The following is a 15002-nucleotide window of genomic DNA, read 5'->3' on the forward strand; positions in this document are numbered from 1 at the left end:
AAAAGAGGAGCTAAGCTCCTCTTTTTTAGACCCATTTTTGACGTGCTTTAGTTAAGTCAAAATGTAATGTGTTCGACACTTGCTGAAGATTGAATTTTTCTTTATCTTCAGGGAGTTGAATTAAAATAGGCAAGGCTGATACCCCATTGTCGCCATTGACAAAAGCATAGTGACGCTCAGTCTGATTAATTGAAATCAAACTTTCAAACTCAAGGTACACCGTCGTTTCATCATGTTTTTTAGGCACTTTCACGAGATCTAAATATGCAATTCGTCGATTATTAATTCCAGCCAATTTAAGCGCTTCAAGCTCCGATTTTAACTTTTCAGTTTTATCAAACATTTTTTGAAAGAATCCTTTGTTTGATTGGCTTTCGAGTTCTCTTTTTTTCTGATTGAAAGCAATTTGATTGACTTTATGTTGGTCTAGAGCATCGGCAATAATCGTTTTGACTTGCTCAATCGCTGCTTGAGATTTGCTATGACTTGCCGCATAAGACTCTGCATCTAAACTCACAAAAATGGTATGACGGCGTTTTTCCATCAATTTTAAATAGGATAAAATTTTATATTCGAAAATTTGAGCTTGAGTATTGAAGGCAATAATGGGTTCACTTGAAAAGTCTTTATAAAAACTCGCAATATCAGAGAACAGACGATGCATACTGATAAAACAATAATCAAACTCATCAGGGTGACGAATTGAATGACGCAGTGCATATTGAAAAGGTTGCAAGATCTCAAGAGTTAAAGCTTTTTCGAAATCTAAAAGGCGCTCGTTAATGACTTGTTCGACTGAAAATCCAGAAGCATCGAGCGGTTTTTTGAGTAACGGTAATAACAGATCAAAATTGACGTTATGAAATTTTTCCATCAGATCCAAAATAGGAGTCGTGATCTGTCGTTGAATCGTAATAATTCGACTGACTTGCCATTTAAATTGTTCTAAATAACTTGGATCATTTAAACGTTTCTTATCCAACACCACGCCATTTAGGTAAACACGATCTTCAAGACCTAGCTTTTCTTCCATTAAAAAGCGGCGGATAGAATATGGGTTCTGTCTAAAGTCATGAATGGTCGCGACCAGATATAAATACTGACTGCTTTCAATCACATCAAAATCACGAATTTTTTGTTCTTGAATAATAAAGTCCTGGAATAATGGATGGCTAATTTGCTTCAGTTGTCTCGGGAGGATGGTTTTGAACCAATAGCCTAAAATTTGATGTTTAATATGAACTTCAAGAATAAAAGTACGAATTTCTTCAGCTGTTAAATGTCGGCAATTATCAGGAACATTTAAGTCGAGTGTTTTGATGATATTTGCAGCATCATATAAAAAAGTTTTTCGTAGGAGTTGTTTGTCTCTAAGAAAACTTTGATCTTCTTCTGTTTCAATACGATCAATTTGATTTTGTACAGTTTCTAAGTAATCGGCGATTTTAATTACGTCTTGATATGATTTAAGCGTTTCTAAAGTGGCTGCGATCTTTTCAGCCAAAGTTCGCATTTTCGGTGAGATTAAATGACTGCTTAAATCCTGAAGACCAACAATGCCCTTAAAAGTGAATGATTGTCGATGTTGATCCCAGTAAATATTCTTCGCAGTCAGGAATTGTTCCTGGATCAGACCTTGTATTGGTGCGGGAACACTATTAAAAATATTTTTTAAACGCGTTTGCCAATGAACATCTAGATTAGGGTCAATTTGAAATAATTTTGAGCGAAGATCATAAGGAATGTAATTATGCATGTTTGTTCCGTTCATACGATGAGCGTATGTAAAAGCATTCGTTATAAAGTTGTGTTTTGATTATTGTATATTCAATAAAATTAATTGGATACAAGAAAAAAGTCCAATTTAAAATGAAATAAAACCAACTGGCCTTTTTTTTGTTATTTTATCTTTACAAAGTGTCCAACCTTGCTTGTTCTTCGCAGTTTGGGAGACTAGCATACACCCTTAAACTATTCATTCATTAGGATTTCACGATTCAATGACAAGCCTTGCGCACCAAGCGACAGAGAATCGTTCTGTAGCAGAATTTACAGAACAAGCTTACCTAAACTATGCGATGTACGTGATTATGGATCGTGCATTGCCTCATATTAGTGACGGATTAAAACCTGTACAACGCCGTATCGTATATGCGATGAGCGAGCTTGGTCTAAAGCATAGTGGTAAACCCAAAAAATCAGCACGTACAGTTGGTGATGTTTTAGGTAAATATCATCCGCATGGTGATTCTGCTTGTTATGAAGCAATGGTCTTAATGGCACAGCCATTTAGTTATCGTTATCCATTTATTGAAGGGCAGGGCAACTGGGGATCACCAGATGATCCAAAGTCGTTTGCTGCAATGCGATATACCGAGGCCAAACTATCACAATATAGTGAAGTCCTGCTCTCTGAGTTAGGTCAAGGAACTGTCGACTGGCAAGATAACTTTGATGGTTCATTAAAAGAGCCTGTAAATTTACCAGCACGCGTACCGAATATTCTTTTAAATGGTACGACGGGAATTGCGGTGGGAATGGCAACAGATATTCCACCACACAATTTACGGGAAGTTGTTAAGGGTACCATTGCACTGATTCGTAACCCGAATTTGTCTGATGAAAAAGTTGCTGAATATATTCCTGGTCCAGACTTACCGACTCAAGCAGAAATTATTACACCTGCTGATGAATTACTGAAATTACAAAGCACTGGGCGCGGCAGTTATCGCATGCGTGCGGTATATTCGGTTGAAAAAAATGAAATTGTCATCAGTGAATTACCATATCAGGTTTCTGGCTCTAAAATTATCAGCCAAATTGCTGATCAAATGCAGGCAAAAAAATTACCGTTGGTAAGTGATGTACGAGATGAATCAGATCATCAATGTCCAACACGTTTGGTAATTGTCTTGCGTTCAAATCGTATCGATGCAGATGCGGTCATGAGCCATTTATTTGCCACGACCGATCTTGAGTCGAGCTACCGCGTCAATATGAACATGATTGGTGCTGATGGTCGTCCACAAGTAAAATCAATCCGTCGTATTTTATTGGAATGGATTGAAATTCGTAAAACGACTGTGACGAGACGTTTGCAATACCATTTGAATAAAATTGAAAAACGTCTACATATTCTGGCGGGACTTTTAATTGCGTATTTAGATATTGATACGGTAATTCGCATTATTCGTGAGGAAGATCATCCGAAAGAAGTGTTAATGTCACATTTCGGTATTGATGAAATTCAAGCCGAAGCCATTCTAGAGCTTAAATTACGTCATTTGGCGCGTCTCGAAGAAATGGAAATTCGCCGTGAACAAGAAGAGCTTGAAGGTCGAGCAGCCGTGATTCGAGAGCAATTGGCGAATCCTGAATCTTTAAAAAATCTGATCATTTCAGAATTAAAAGAAGATGCGAAAAAGTTTGGTGATGATCGTCGATCTCCAATTGTTCAGCGTGAAGAAGCGACCGCGATTAGTGAACAAGATTTGATGCCAGCTGATCCTGTCACTGTCATTTTATCGGAAGCGGGTTGGATTCGTTGTGCGAAAGGACATGAGATCGATCTAGATAAAGTCAATTTCCGTGCAGGAGATCAATATTTAAGTCATGCACAAGGTAAATCTAATCAAAAAGTGTATGTATTAGATCAATCTGGTCGAAGTTACGCATTACCAATTACAGGATTACCTTCAGCGCGCGGCTTAGGTGAACCATTAAGCTCGAAATTATCGCCAGCAAATGGAGTAAATTTCCAACAAATTCTGATTGCTGAAGATGAGGTGGAAATATTAGCGATCAGCTCCAAAGGATATGGTTTTAAAACACAAGCGAAACAATTGGACACCAATGCTAAAGCGGGTAAAGCGTTTTTAACGCTTGCAGATGATGCAAGCGCAATGCCATTGCAACAAATTGATGGTACACATATCGCTGTACTCAGCAGTTCTGGACGATTATTACTGACAGAGCTGACAGAATTACCAATGCTCAATAAAGGAAAAGGTAATAAATTGATGCAGTTGGATGCAAAGGAACGCATTGTGTCTATGACAACACTTAACTTGGATGATGTGCTTCAGGTCGTTGCTGGACAACAACAATTGAAATTAAAAGGTGATGATCTGCTGAAATACATCGGTAAACGTGCTTCAAAAGGGCAGGTATTACCACGAGGTTATCAAAAAGCAAATAAACTCTTCATTCAAAGATAAAGCTAGCATCTAGTCGACAAAATACGTTATATATGAAATGTATTTATGGCTATGGATGCTTTATTGAGCAATAAATTAAATAAGATGCTCAATACATTATCGAAAATAAGAGTTTAAAACCAAGTATTACTAATTGGAGAATATGGCATTATGGAAAAGATTTGGTTCGCTGAATACCAAAAAACTGGAATTCCACAAACAGTAGAATTACCACCAGAAAATACCTCTCTTGTTGATATTTTTGAGAGAAACTTCCAGAAATTTGGTTCGCGTGATGCTTTTATCTTTATGGATAAAACATTAACGTTCAATGAACTTGATACGGCGAGCCGTCAATTTGCAGCCTATCTTCAAAGCCTTGGTTTAGCAAAAGGTTCTCGCGTAGCGGTCATGATGCCAAACGTACTGCAATATCCAGTGGTGGCACTTGGTGTATTCCGTGCGGGCTTAGTCCTTGTAAACGTGAACCCACTTTACACAGCTCGTGAACTTGAGCATCAACTGAATGACTCAGGCACTGAAGCGCTTGTGATTATTGAAAACTTCGCTTCTGTTTATCAATCAATTCTTGGTAAAACGCCAGTTAAGCATGTGATCGTGGCGACAGTAGGTGATATGTTAGGTACCTTAAAAGGTACACTCGTGAATTTTGTTTTACGTAAAGTGCGTAAGCAAATTCCAGCTTGGAGTATCCCAGGACATGTGAAATTCACGACTGCGATGTCTAAAGGCAGTTCTGCAAATTATAAGCGCCCAGCAACAACGTTGAGCGACACTGCTGTATTGCAATATACAGGTGGTACAACAGGCGTATCAAAAGGTGCGGAATTAACACATCGCAACCTTGTTGCAAACTTAATGCAAGCAGATGGTATTTTCCAATCTAAATTTGGTGCTCAAGATGGTGCGAGCGACGATCGCATTTTCTGTGCATTACCGCTATATCATATCTTTGCATTCATGGTTTGTGCACTTTATGGTATGTACAAGGGTCAAGCAAACGTATTGATTCCTAACCCTCGTGATCTTCCTGCAGTCATTAAAGAGCTACGCAAATATCAGCCTGGTTTCTTCCCAGCAGTGAATACTTTATTCAACGCACTCGTTCATAATGAAGAATTCAAACAACTTGACCATAGCAAATTAAAAATGGCGATGGGTGGTGGTATGGCTGTATTGCCTTCAACTGCTGCAGCTTGGAAAAAAATCACAGGTACAAATATTATTGAAGGCTATGGTCTTTCTGAAACTTCACCTATTGCAACGGCAAACCCACCGGCATCTGAAGAGTTTAGCGGTACGATTGGTATACCATTACCTTTAACGGATGTCGCTGTATTGGATGACGATGGCAATGAAGTTCCACAAGGTGAGCAAGGTGAGATTTCAATTCGTGGTCCTCAAGTCATGAAAGGCTATTGGAACCGACCAGATGAAACAGCTAAGGTGATGACAGCAGATGGTTTCTTCCGTACTGGTGATATCGGTATCATGGATGCTCGTGGTTACTTCAAGATTGTTGATCGTAAGAAAGATATGATCTTGGTATCAGGCTTTAACGTATACCCATCTGAAATCGAGGAAGTAATTGCAACACATCCTAAAGTACTCGAGGTTGCAGCGATTGGTGTAGCTGATGAAAAATCAGGTGAAGTGCCTAAGCTGTTTGTTGTGAAGAAAGATCCATCATTAACAACAGAAGAAGTATTAGCTTTTGCGAAAGAAAACTTAACAGGATATAAGCGTCCTCGTTATGTTGAATTCATGGATGAATTGCCAAAATCGAATGTCGGTAAAATCCTTCGTAAAGATTTACGCAAATAATTCAAATAAAAAAAGCGCCGTAAGGCGCTTTTTTTTATTTTATTCTTTCATTAGCCAACGGTCGATATAAGGTCGCGCTGTTGCAATAATAAATGTGAATGTCAGCATTGTACCTAAATGACGTCCTACAGCAGAACTCGGTAACTGTCCTGAATAACTGAAGTAAATATCAACTAAGCTATATACTGAAATAATGCTCAGCCAGATCCATTTATTTGCTCGTTTAATCCCTACCGCGATAAAGGCGATGATGAGAACCAGCAATGTGCCGAGAGTCGATTGCCAATTCATATTGGCACAAATTACGCTGATCAAGAAAGCCATAATCGGAAGAACGATATAAAGCACACGATCGACACGTTTTTGATGTTGCTTTTGTAACTCGAGAACATCAAATAACTTTTTTTGGTCAGAATTGGTCATGCCATTACTCAGAATTTTAATAAACAAAATAATTTAACTAAAATTATCGCACAAACATCATGCTAAGATAAAACCAGCTTAAATCATTGGACTGAAATCCATGCACGGTATTGAAGGTGTTATTTACCTTATTTTAATTGCTTGTTTACTCCCTTATTTATTTACAGTCATTGCTAAAATTGCAGGTGGTTTCAAAGGGCAGGATAATCAAAATCCGCGTGAATTCATGTCTAAAACCACAGGCTTAGCGGCTCGAGCGAATGCTGCGCAGCAAAATAGCTTTGAAAGTTTGCCATTATTTATTGCGGCAGTTTTGATGGCTGAGTATATGGTTGTTCAACAACAATTAGTGATTTTATTAGGTTCGGCGTATATCGTCTTACGAATCATCTATGGGATTTGTTATTTATGTAATTGGGCGACCCTTAGATCAATTGTTTGGTTCTTATCAATGCTTTGTCCGATCTTATTGCTTTTATTAATTATTCGATTGCTCTAAGAAAAACAGACTAACACCATACCTAAAATACATCTTCAGCTTGTATAATCGAATGATGATTGCTGAATAAAGCGTTATAATCAACCCCATTTTAATGAACACTGACAGTAAAGAGTTTGCTATGAGCTACAGTAATATCCCTGCAGGTAAAGATGCACCAAACGATATCTATGTAATTATCGAGATCCCTGCAAATGCAGCACCAATTAAATATGAAATTGATAAAGATTCAGATGCACTTTTCGTAGATCGTTTCATGGGTACTGCAATGTTCTACCCAGCAAACTACGGTTATGTACCAAATACATTATCTCTTGATGGCGATCCATTAGACGTATTAGTTGTTACTCCACATCCTGTAGAACCAGGTTCGGTTATCCGTTGCCGTCCAGTGGGTAAATTAAATATGGAAGATGATGGTGGTGTTGATGCGAAACTTGTCGCTGTACCACACGATAAATTAACGCCAATCTATAAAGATGTTCAAGAATATACTGACCTTCCTCCTTTATTGATTAGTCAAATTGAACATTTCTTCCAACACTACAAAGACTTAGAGCCAGGTAAGTGGGTCAAGTTAAGTGGTTGGGAAGGTGCAGATGTTGCTAAACAAGAAGTGTTAAGCTCAATTGCTGCTTATGCAGAAGCAAACAAATAATTTGCCTGATGTATAAATAAAGCTACAAACTTTGATCTTGTAGCTTTTATAAAAAACCTGCACAAAGTGCAGGTTTTTTTATTGATCTTTTTAGTTGAAAATTAGAATAATTTCACTGGGATGTCTAACCAAATACGCCATTCGTTGGTGTCCCCAATTCCTTCACTTGTGAAATTAGGGTTATTAAATGAGTCACTGCCACGCAAGTATGAATGACGCAAACGTAAACTAGCATCTTTCAAAGCACCTGTTTGGATGGTATATTTAATTTGATTGAAGAATTCATGTTCCTCAGCTTGATCGATAATTTGAGTACGGTTATCTCGATCGGCTAAATCAATGTCCCAACCATACACAAAAGCAGTCGTCCAATTCAGACCAGCTAAACCATGATTTTTGAAATTGTAGTTATATTGAAGACCTATAGATTTCTCATCATTACTATTAAAGTCAGATAAATACGAGTTAGGAACCCAAATACTTTGTAAGCCATCTTTGTTATAAGCATAGTCATAGCCTGTGTTTCCAGCATTGTCTTGATAAGCTATCATGACATTGTGAACATCTTTACTGTAAGTAGCTGAGACACCCCAAATTGTATTTTGACGATCTTTTAGATCATTGGTTAAATGTGATCCAGTAGCTGCTTGAGCAGCCCATTTAGTATGATATCCCATAGCATCGAAAACTAGTGATGAATCATTTTTTAAAGGTTGGGTATAGCTTATATTCGCATAATGGCGGTCTAATTTATTTTTAACATCAACGCCATAATACGAAGTATTTAGTTGATCATTAAACTTATATTTAGCGCCCCAATAGACTGCACGATCTAATTCTTGTTCATCAGAACTAATCTCGTTAGACCACTGATTTTTTGTAAATTTTCCAGCATATAAACTTAAGTTTTCAATTTCGTTACTAACGATGGAGAGACCGGTGTAATATTCAGGAGTTAAACGTGCTGTATTACTTGCGATTACAGGAATTTCAGAAACTTGAGTGCCGTAAGTTGCAGTAGTGTTTGATACTCTAGCTTTTATAAATGCACCACCTCTAGCCCAGTGATCATATGCATCTTTAGTGCCATCTGAATTTAACTGATCTTTAACAGGAATCATTTGATTGCCTGTGTGACCATTTTTTCCTATTTTGAAAGAAGCATCACCAATAACACCAACACCGAAACCAACGATACCTTTCGTGAAACCAGACTCAATTTTAACCATGGCTGTTTGAGCTGCTGAGCTGGTATCTTCGACACCGTTCTTTTTATCACGATGCAAGAAACCTGTACGGAATAATACTGATCCTTCAGCATCTTCTACGAATCCCTTTGATTCACTTTGCTCACTCGCAAATGCAGTAGAAATTAAAGCAGTTTGAATAAGAACTGCTAAGCTTAGTTTTTGGAATTTTTGCATTGGGAGAGAGCCTCATACAAAATGATTATGGTTAATGTTTAGTATTTGTATACGTAATGTATAACAAAATTGGCTCTATTATTCACAATTTCGCACCTAAAGTCATAAGCAAAAAGTATATAAATTGAACTAAGTTGTGAATTATTAAAGATTAAAAGTATTATAAAATTAAATTTAACTATTAATAACATATATTTATTTTTAACCTGATATTCTTTTTTTTATTTAATTTAGTCAATCTGGCACGTTTTTTTTTGTAACATCAGAAGTAAATAAGGATGAATAAAGGATTTTAAATAAGAATGATATTTATTCAGTTCATTTTCATTTAATTTTAATGTGGTTAAGACATCATTTTCTTTTAGTGTTGCACTAATTTGATACTCCAACTTTAAAGTTGATTAAAAAATAGCCTTAAAATGATGCATCTTGTAAATGAATGTGTAATCTAAAAAGATATGCCTTTAACTCAAGTGGATCGTCAAAAAAAATTTCTTTGAATATTTTTGAAAATAAGAAATTTAAATAAATATAATAATAAAATCATTAATTTAAATTATTTTATCTCGTTGTTTAAATTCCTTTTTTATCTAAACACCTTTAACTTTGGCATAGCTATTGCTAATTCACATATGAGTTCAACAAATAAACCGAAAAAGCATCTAATCATGATGTGGGGTAACATAAATATGAAATTAGCAATTCAAGCATTGGGTCTAGCAGTTGTAGCATCTGCATCAACATTTAGTTTTGCTGAGGTACCAACTTCACCGCATTCTGTATCGGGTAATATCAGTGTTTTATCAAGTTATATATTGCGTGGTAATACGGCAGCTCCTGAAAATACTGAAGCTACATTACAAGGTGGATTAGACTATAGCCATAGTTCTGGATTGTACGCAGGGTGGTGGACATCTACGTTAGGTACAGATGCTTACGGTACTACCAATCCAATGGAAAATAATTTTTATGTGGGTTACAACGGTTCAATCAATGAAAACACTGGTTTTACTGTAGGTACAACTTATTACTATTATTATGACGTTGAAACGTCAGTTTATGATGGCTTTGAATTATTACTTGGTCTGAATTACAAAGATGTTGGAGTAACTGCTCAAACTTTGTTGGAAGATACAGGTTGGGGGAACGCTGGAGACACATATTTAAAAGCTACATATAGTTATCCTCTACCAAACGATTTTAGCTTGGACACAGCTTTGGGTTTATATGTTTATGAAAAAGACGGTAAGTATGTTGCAGAAACACCAGAGTCAGAAAGTTTTAATTTCCGTCACTTTGATATTGGTCTAAGTAAAGCTTTAGGGGAAACAGGTGTCACAGCAAGCATGAATTATATTATTGGTGGTGATGATCGTTATGGAAACAATTTAAAGAATAAAATGGTATTAGCATTGGGTTATAGCTTCTAAACTCAACTCAAATAAAAAAAGCGACTCAACTGAGTCGCTTTTTTTATTCCTGTTTACGATAAGAGAGTGCTTCGGTTAAGTGAGCTGTTTGTATATGTTCAGAACTCGCTAAGTCAGCAATTGTACGAGCGACACGTAAGATTCGGTGGTAAGAACGTGCTGATAAATTCAAACGTTGCTGAGCCATAGCGATAATCTTTTTTGCAGAATCATCTAGTTGAGCCACTTGATCAAGCTGTTGAGAACTTAGATTTTGATTTGTCACACCTTGTCGTTGAATTTGCAACTCATAGGCCTGAATCACCCGTTTTCTGACTGTTTCAGAATTCTCCATCGGTGTAGTGCTTTGCATGTCTTGGGGAGGTAAAGGTGGCACATCAATATGTAAGTCAATCCGATCTAGTAAAGGGCCAGAAATTCGATTTTGATAGCGCTTAATTGATTCAGGTGAACATTGACAACGACTGTCTTGATTGAAGGCATATCCACATGGACATGGATTCATTGCAGCGACAAATTGAAAATTAGCTGGGAAAGTAATTTGTCTTGATGCTCTGGAAATGACGATTTCTTTCGACTCAAGAGGCTGCCTCAATACTTCTAAGACTTTTCGGTCAAACTCAGGTAATTCATCGAGAAAAAGTACACCTAAATGGGCTAAGGTGATCTCACCTGGTCGAGGGTGTGATCCACCACCAACCAAGGCCACAGCGGATGCCGTATGATGTGGCGCTCTAAAGGGGCGATGACCAAATTGATAAGGTGTATTTGCAATGGAGTAAATACTTGCGACCTCTAAGTGTTCTTGATTGGTTAATGGGGGCAAGATGCCAGACAATCTTGAGGCAAGCAGTGTTTTACCAGTGCCTGGCGGGCCTTTAAATAAAATCGAATGTCCACCAGCTGCTGCGATTTCTAAGGCACGTCTTGGACGTAATTGACCTTTGACATCAGCGAGATCAAATCGATTTTTTTGAGGTTGGATCGTTTTATTCGCTAATATGGGTTGAATTGGACTCGACTGATCAAAGTGCTGGCAAACATCTTTTAAAGATTTGGCTGTATACACCTCAAAATTGGGAAGAAGTGCTGCATCATCCAAATTATTCACAGGAATCATTAACTCATGACCTGCGGTTTGACATGCCATTGCGATTGTCAAAGTTCCAGTTACAGGTCTTAACAGACCATCGAGTGCCAATTCACCTATAAATTCAAAACGGTCAATACTTTGATCATGTAGTTGCCCTGAAGCGATTAAAATCCCCAAAGCAATAGGTAAATCAAGCCTTGAACTATCTTTGGGTAAATCAGCAGGGGCTAGATTGATCGTCAGCCGTTTGGTTGGAAATTGAAAACCGCTATTAATGATTGCAGAACGGACACGATCCTTACTTTCTCGAACAGCAGCTTCTGGAAGACCTACAATGGTGAGTGAAGGTAATCCTTGGCTGACATGAACCTCGACTTCAATCAGTGGTGCATGTAAACCAAGAAGACCTCGGGTATAAATTTTTGCAAATGACATAAAACTGAACCATTATTATATTATTTTTAGAATTGCTTTATTTTTAATCACTGACTTTGTGTTTAAGCACTGTATTGGTGCAATGTTGCTTATTTTTGATCGGAAATTAAGCTTTCTAGTGATTTTAATTGCGTTTGAAGTTCTGTTAAACGGGAATTGGCATTGTTTAGTGCAGTTTTCTGACGTTCGATTTCTTCTTTAGAAACCAAATCCATTTTACTAATCGCTTCGTTTAACAACGCTCTCACATTTTTTTCTAAATCTTTTTTGGGTTGGTCAACCTGTTCTAAGATTGCCTGTAATAAAGTTTCAATCATAGTTCTTCCGAATAATAAGTCATCAACATTGAAGTTTAACATCCGTTTTGGATTGACCCTAGTGTTAACTACATTTCATAGGTTAAACCAATAAGAACATAAAAAAAATCCATCAAAATTCCCAATATTTTTAGAACATAAGACCGTGTAGGCGTATAAAATAGGTTATAAATAAGTTCATGCTGGCTGATTAATATCCCCAACCATTATGAAGTTTGGCATGAAATTTGAACATAAAACCTTACTGGTGAAAAAAGCCGAAGGAAAACAACATGAAACTCGTAACAGCAATTGTAAAACCATTCAAATTAGATGACGTGCGTGAAGCACTCTCTGAAATTGGCGTTCAAGGGATCACCGTAACTGAAGTAAAAGGTTTTGGTCGTCAAAAAGGTCATACTGAACTTTATCGTGGTGCTGAATATGTGGTTGATTTTTTACCTAAAGTAAAAATTGAAATCGCAATCAGTGACGAAATGGTTGATTCAGTGATTGAATCAATTACACGTGTAGCTAGTACTGGCAAAATTGGTGACGGAAAAATTTTCGTGACGAATCTAGAACAAGTTATCCGTATCCGTACTGGTGAGACTGGTGCTGACGCAGTTTAATTTGGCATGAAGTTTGCTGAGTAGCGAATAACTCACAAAAACTAGGTTGGGGGATACGAATGAAAAAAATGCTAATGGCGCTGAGCTTGTCTGGCGCACTCTTAGGTGGTTCTGTCGCATGGGCTGAAGAAGCAGTGTCAGAACCAACTTCTACTGAAGTTGCAGTTGTTGAAACTGAGGCTTCATCTACAGATTCTAATTTGGTTGAAACATTACCAGCAGCTCCAGAAGAAGCTCCTGCTGAAGAAGCCGCAGTTCTTGATACGGGTGACACTGCCTGGATTTTAGTTTCAACTGCACTCGTTTTACTCATGACCATTCCTGGTTTAGCGCTGTTCTACGGCGGTATGGTACGTAAAAAAAATGTCTTAAGTACCATGGCACACAGCTTTGTCGCTGCTGCGGTGGTCAGTATCGCTTGGGTAGTGGTTGGCTACACACTTGCTTTTGGTGAAGGTAATGCCTTTATTGGAAGTCTAGATAAATTTATGTTGTCTGGTATCACTACAGAAGCATTGAGTGGAACAATTCCAGAAATTTTATTTGTCATCTTCCAGATGACATTTGCAATCATTACCGTTGCCATTATCAGTGGTTCTATTGCTGAGCGTATGAAATTCAGTGCTTTTGTTGCGTTTATCGCAATTTGGGTGGTGGTTGTCTATGCTCCTATTACACATTGGGTATGGGGTGGTGGTTGGTTAGGTAACGATGGTGCACTTGATTTTGCAGGTGGTACTGTTGTTCATATTAACTCAGGTGTTGCTGGTTTAGTTGCGGCGTATATGCTTGGTAAGCGTATGGGGCTAGGCAAAGAATCAATGGCACCACATAACCTTACATTGACTGTCATTGGTGCGAGTTTAATTTGGGTCGGCTGGTTTGGTTTCAATGGTGGTTCTGCATTAGGTGCAAATGGTTCAGCAGGTTATGCATTAGTTGTAACTCAAGTTGCTGCTGCCGCTGCTGCCATTTCATGGTTAATCACTGAAAAAGTCGTTCGTGGCAAAGCTTCAGTGTTGGGTGCGGCATCAGGTGCGGTAGCTGGTCTGGTTGTGATTACGCCAGCTGCTGGATTCGTGACAGTAGGTGGTGCTTTGGCCATGGGCCTTATTGGTGGTGTTGTGTGCTTCTGGGGTATTACTGCATTAAAACGTGCATTGAAAGCGGATGACTCATTAGATGCCTTTGGACTTCACGGTGTTGGTGGTATCGTCGGTGCAATTCTAACCGCATTCTTTGCAAGTGAGTTCATCATGGGCGATGCAGCACCTACAAACGTATTAAGCCAATTATGGGTACAAGTTGAAGGTGTTCTTGCAACAATCGCTTATTCAGCAATCCTGACATTCATCATCTTAAAAGTCATTGATCTAATCATCGGTATTCGTGTTGAGTCAGACGATGAGCGTATGGGTCTGGATTTAAGTCAACATGGTGAGCGTGTTGAATAACGATTAAACACAAAAATCAATATATAGTGTGAAACAGCCCTTTGGGGCTGTTTTTTTGCTATATATTGATGAAAGCTCAACATGAGCAGAATTTTTTGATACACTTGGTGTAAATAGAATTTGTTCAATTAAACTGCTATGCATTGTCCATTTTGCAACGCCGCTGATAGTAAGGTGATTGATTCACGTTTAGCTGCTGAAGGCTGCCAAATTCGCCGTCGTCGTGAATGTATTAGTTGTAATGAGCGTTTTACAACTTTTGAAAGTTTTGAAGTGGTGATGCCTCGTGTCACTAAGTCCGATGGTAAAAATGAACCTTATGATGAAGCGAAACTTCGTCGTTCACTCATGCATGCTTTACAAAAACGTCCCGTGACACAAGAACAAATTGAAACGGTGGTCAGTGATATTCAACTTCAAATTCGTCGACTAGGTGAACGTGATGTGCGTTCGCGTACTATAGGCGAAATTGTAATGAAGGCTTTATTTGCACTCGATCATGTCGCATACGTACGTTTTGCCTCTGTATATCAAGATTTCCAAGATGTAGAAGCGTTCCGCCGTCAAATCGAACAAATGCAACACCGAGATCAAGAACATTAATCTCGCCCCAAATT

At 38.0% G+C, this 15002-nt stretch carries 13 protein-coding genes; 8 read left to right on the plus strand and 5 right to left on the minus strand.

Features of this window, described 5'->3' with window-relative positions; translation table 11 throughout:
- Positions 1 to 25: 25 nt before the first annotated feature.
- Positions 26 to 1756: a hypothetical protein gene (locus AC1M87_RS05965; protein ID WP_481593219.1), complete on the minus strand. Its 1731-nt coding sequence runs from the start codon at positions 1754 to 1756 to the stop codon at positions 26 to 28.
- A gap of 244 nt (positions 1757 to 2000) precedes the next feature.
- Between AC1M87_RS05965 and parC the strand changes: the two genes are divergently transcribed.
- Complete coding sequence (parC, locus tag AC1M87_RS05970; RefSeq protein WP_092767371.1) at positions 2001 to 4217, plus strand: DNA topoisomerase IV subunit A; 2217 nt, start codon at positions 2001 to 2003, stop codon at positions 4215 to 4217.
- A gap of 150 nt (positions 4218 to 4367) precedes the next feature.
- Positions 4368 to 6041 carry a long-chain-fatty-acid--CoA ligase gene (locus AC1M87_RS05975; protein WP_179998903.1) on the plus strand — a complete coding sequence of 558 codons (1674 nt, stop codon included), beginning with the start codon at positions 4368 to 4370 and terminating at the stop codon, positions 6039 to 6041.
- Positions 6042 to 6080: 39 nt separating this feature from the next.
- Here AC1M87_RS05975 and AC1M87_RS05980 read toward each other — a convergent pair whose 3' ends face one another.
- A complete protein-coding gene (locus AC1M87_RS05980; protein ID WP_035268065.1) occupies positions 6081 to 6464 on the minus strand; it encodes a hypothetical protein in 384 nt (127 codons plus the stop codon).
- A gap of 100 nt (positions 6465 to 6564) precedes the next feature.
- Between AC1M87_RS05980 and AC1M87_RS05985 the strand changes: the two genes are divergently transcribed.
- Positions 6565 to 6963 carry an MAPEG family protein gene (locus AC1M87_RS05985; protein WP_035268067.1) on the plus strand — a complete coding sequence of 133 codons (399 nt, stop codon included), beginning with the start codon at positions 6565 to 6567 and terminating at the stop codon, positions 6961 to 6963.
- A gap of 121 nt (positions 6964 to 7084) precedes the next feature.
- Positions 7085 to 7621, plus strand: coding sequence for an inorganic diphosphatase (gene ppa / locus AC1M87_RS05990; protein ID WP_005233448.1), 537 nt, complete (start codon positions 7085 to 7087; stop codon positions 7619 to 7621).
- Positions 7622 to 7722: 101 nt separating this feature from the next.
- On the opposite strand, the gene AC1M87_RS05995 is transcribed toward ppa, so the two are convergent.
- Entirely contained in the window at positions 7723 to 9045 is a 1323-nt protein-coding gene (locus AC1M87_RS05995; protein WP_092767367.1) for an OprD family outer membrane porin, read from the minus strand.
- Between the two features lie 689 nt (positions 9046 to 9734).
- Here AC1M87_RS05995 and AC1M87_RS06000 point away from each other — a divergent pair.
- Entirely contained in the window at positions 9735 to 10475 is a 741-nt protein-coding gene (locus AC1M87_RS06000; RefSeq protein ID WP_180028850.1) for a TorF family putative porin, read from the plus strand.
- 43 nt (positions 10476 to 10518) lie between these two features.
- Here AC1M87_RS06000 and AC1M87_RS06005 read toward each other — a convergent pair whose 3' ends face one another.
- A complete protein-coding gene (locus AC1M87_RS06005; protein ID WP_481593220.1) occupies positions 10519 to 12003 on the minus strand; it encodes a YifB family Mg chelatase-like AAA ATPase in 1485 nt (494 codons plus the stop codon).
- Between the two features lie 89 nt (positions 12004 to 12092).
- Complete coding sequence (locus AC1M87_RS06010) at positions 12093 to 12320, minus strand: accessory factor UbiK family protein (RefSeq protein ID WP_035264082.1); 228 nt, start codon at positions 12318 to 12320, stop codon at positions 12093 to 12095.
- 272 nt (positions 12321 to 12592) lie between these two features.
- Between AC1M87_RS06010 and glnK the strand changes: the two genes are divergently transcribed.
- From glnK to nrdR, 3 genes are all read left to right on the plus strand, one after another.
- Entirely contained in the window at positions 12593 to 12931 is a 339-nt protein-coding gene (glnK, locus tag AC1M87_RS06015; RefSeq protein WP_004650081.1) for a P-II family nitrogen regulator, read from the plus strand.
- A gap of 59 nt (positions 12932 to 12990) precedes the next feature.
- Positions 12991 to 14385: an ammonium transporter gene (locus AC1M87_RS06020; protein WP_035263878.1), complete on the plus strand. Its 1395-nt coding sequence runs from the start codon at positions 12991 to 12993 to the stop codon at positions 14383 to 14385.
- 138 nt (positions 14386 to 14523) lie between these two features.
- Entirely contained in the window at positions 14524 to 14988 is a 465-nt protein-coding gene (nrdR, locus tag AC1M87_RS06025) for a transcriptional regulator NrdR (RefSeq protein WP_035263879.1), read from the plus strand.
- Positions 14989 to 15002: the final 14 nt, after the last annotated feature.

Source organism: Acinetobacter sp. 24-47-62, assembly GCF_056779765.1.

Excerpts from the sequence above, each read along its gene's own strand:
- glnK (WP_004650081.1), top strand. The coding sequence starts at position 12,593 with ATGAAACTCGTAACAGCAATTGTAAAACCATTCAAATTAGATGACGTG.
- AC1M87_RS05985 (WP_035268067.1), top strand. The coding sequence starts at position 6,565 with ATGCACGGTATTGAAGGTGTTATTTACCTTATTTTAATTGCTTGTTTA.
- nrdR (WP_035263879.1), top strand. The coding sequence starts at position 14,524 with ATGCATTGTCCATTTTGCAACGCCGCTGATAGTAAGGTGATTGATTCA.
- AC1M87_RS06000 (WP_180028850.1), top strand. The coding sequence starts at position 9,735 with ATGAAATTAGCAATTCAAGCATTGGGTCTAGCAGTTGTAGCATCTGCA.
- ppa (WP_005233448.1), top strand. The coding sequence starts at position 7,085 with ATGAGCTACAGTAATATCCCTGCAGGTAAAGATGCACCAAACGATATC.
- AC1M87_RS06005 (WP_481593220.1), bottom strand. The coding sequence starts at position 12,003 with ATGTCATTTGCAAAAATTTATACCCGAGGTCTTCTTGGTTTACATGCA.
- AC1M87_RS05980 (WP_035268065.1), bottom strand. The coding sequence starts at position 6,464 with ATGACCAATTCTGACCAAAAAAAGTTATTTGATGTTCTCGAGTTACAA.
- AC1M87_RS06020 (WP_035263878.1), top strand. The coding sequence starts at position 12,991 with ATGAAAAAAATGCTAATGGCGCTGAGCTTGTCTGGCGCACTCTTAGGT.
- AC1M87_RS05995 (WP_092767367.1), bottom strand. The coding sequence starts at position 9,045 with ATGCAAAAATTCCAAAAACTAAGCTTAGCAGTTCTTATTCAAACTGCT.
- AC1M87_RS05965 (WP_481593219.1), bottom strand. The coding sequence starts at position 1,756 with ATGCATAATTACATTCCTTATGATCTTCGCTCAAAATTATTTCAAATT.
- AC1M87_RS05975 (WP_179998903.1), top strand. The coding sequence starts at position 4,368 with ATGGAAAAGATTTGGTTCGCTGAATACCAAAAAACTGGAATTCCACAA.
- parC (WP_092767371.1), top strand. The coding sequence starts at position 2,001 with ATGACAAGCCTTGCGCACCAAGCGACAGAGAATCGTTCTGTAGCAGAA.
- AC1M87_RS06010 (WP_035264082.1), bottom strand. The coding sequence starts at position 12,320 with ATGATTGAAACTTTATTACAGGCAATCTTAGAACAGGTTGACCAACCC.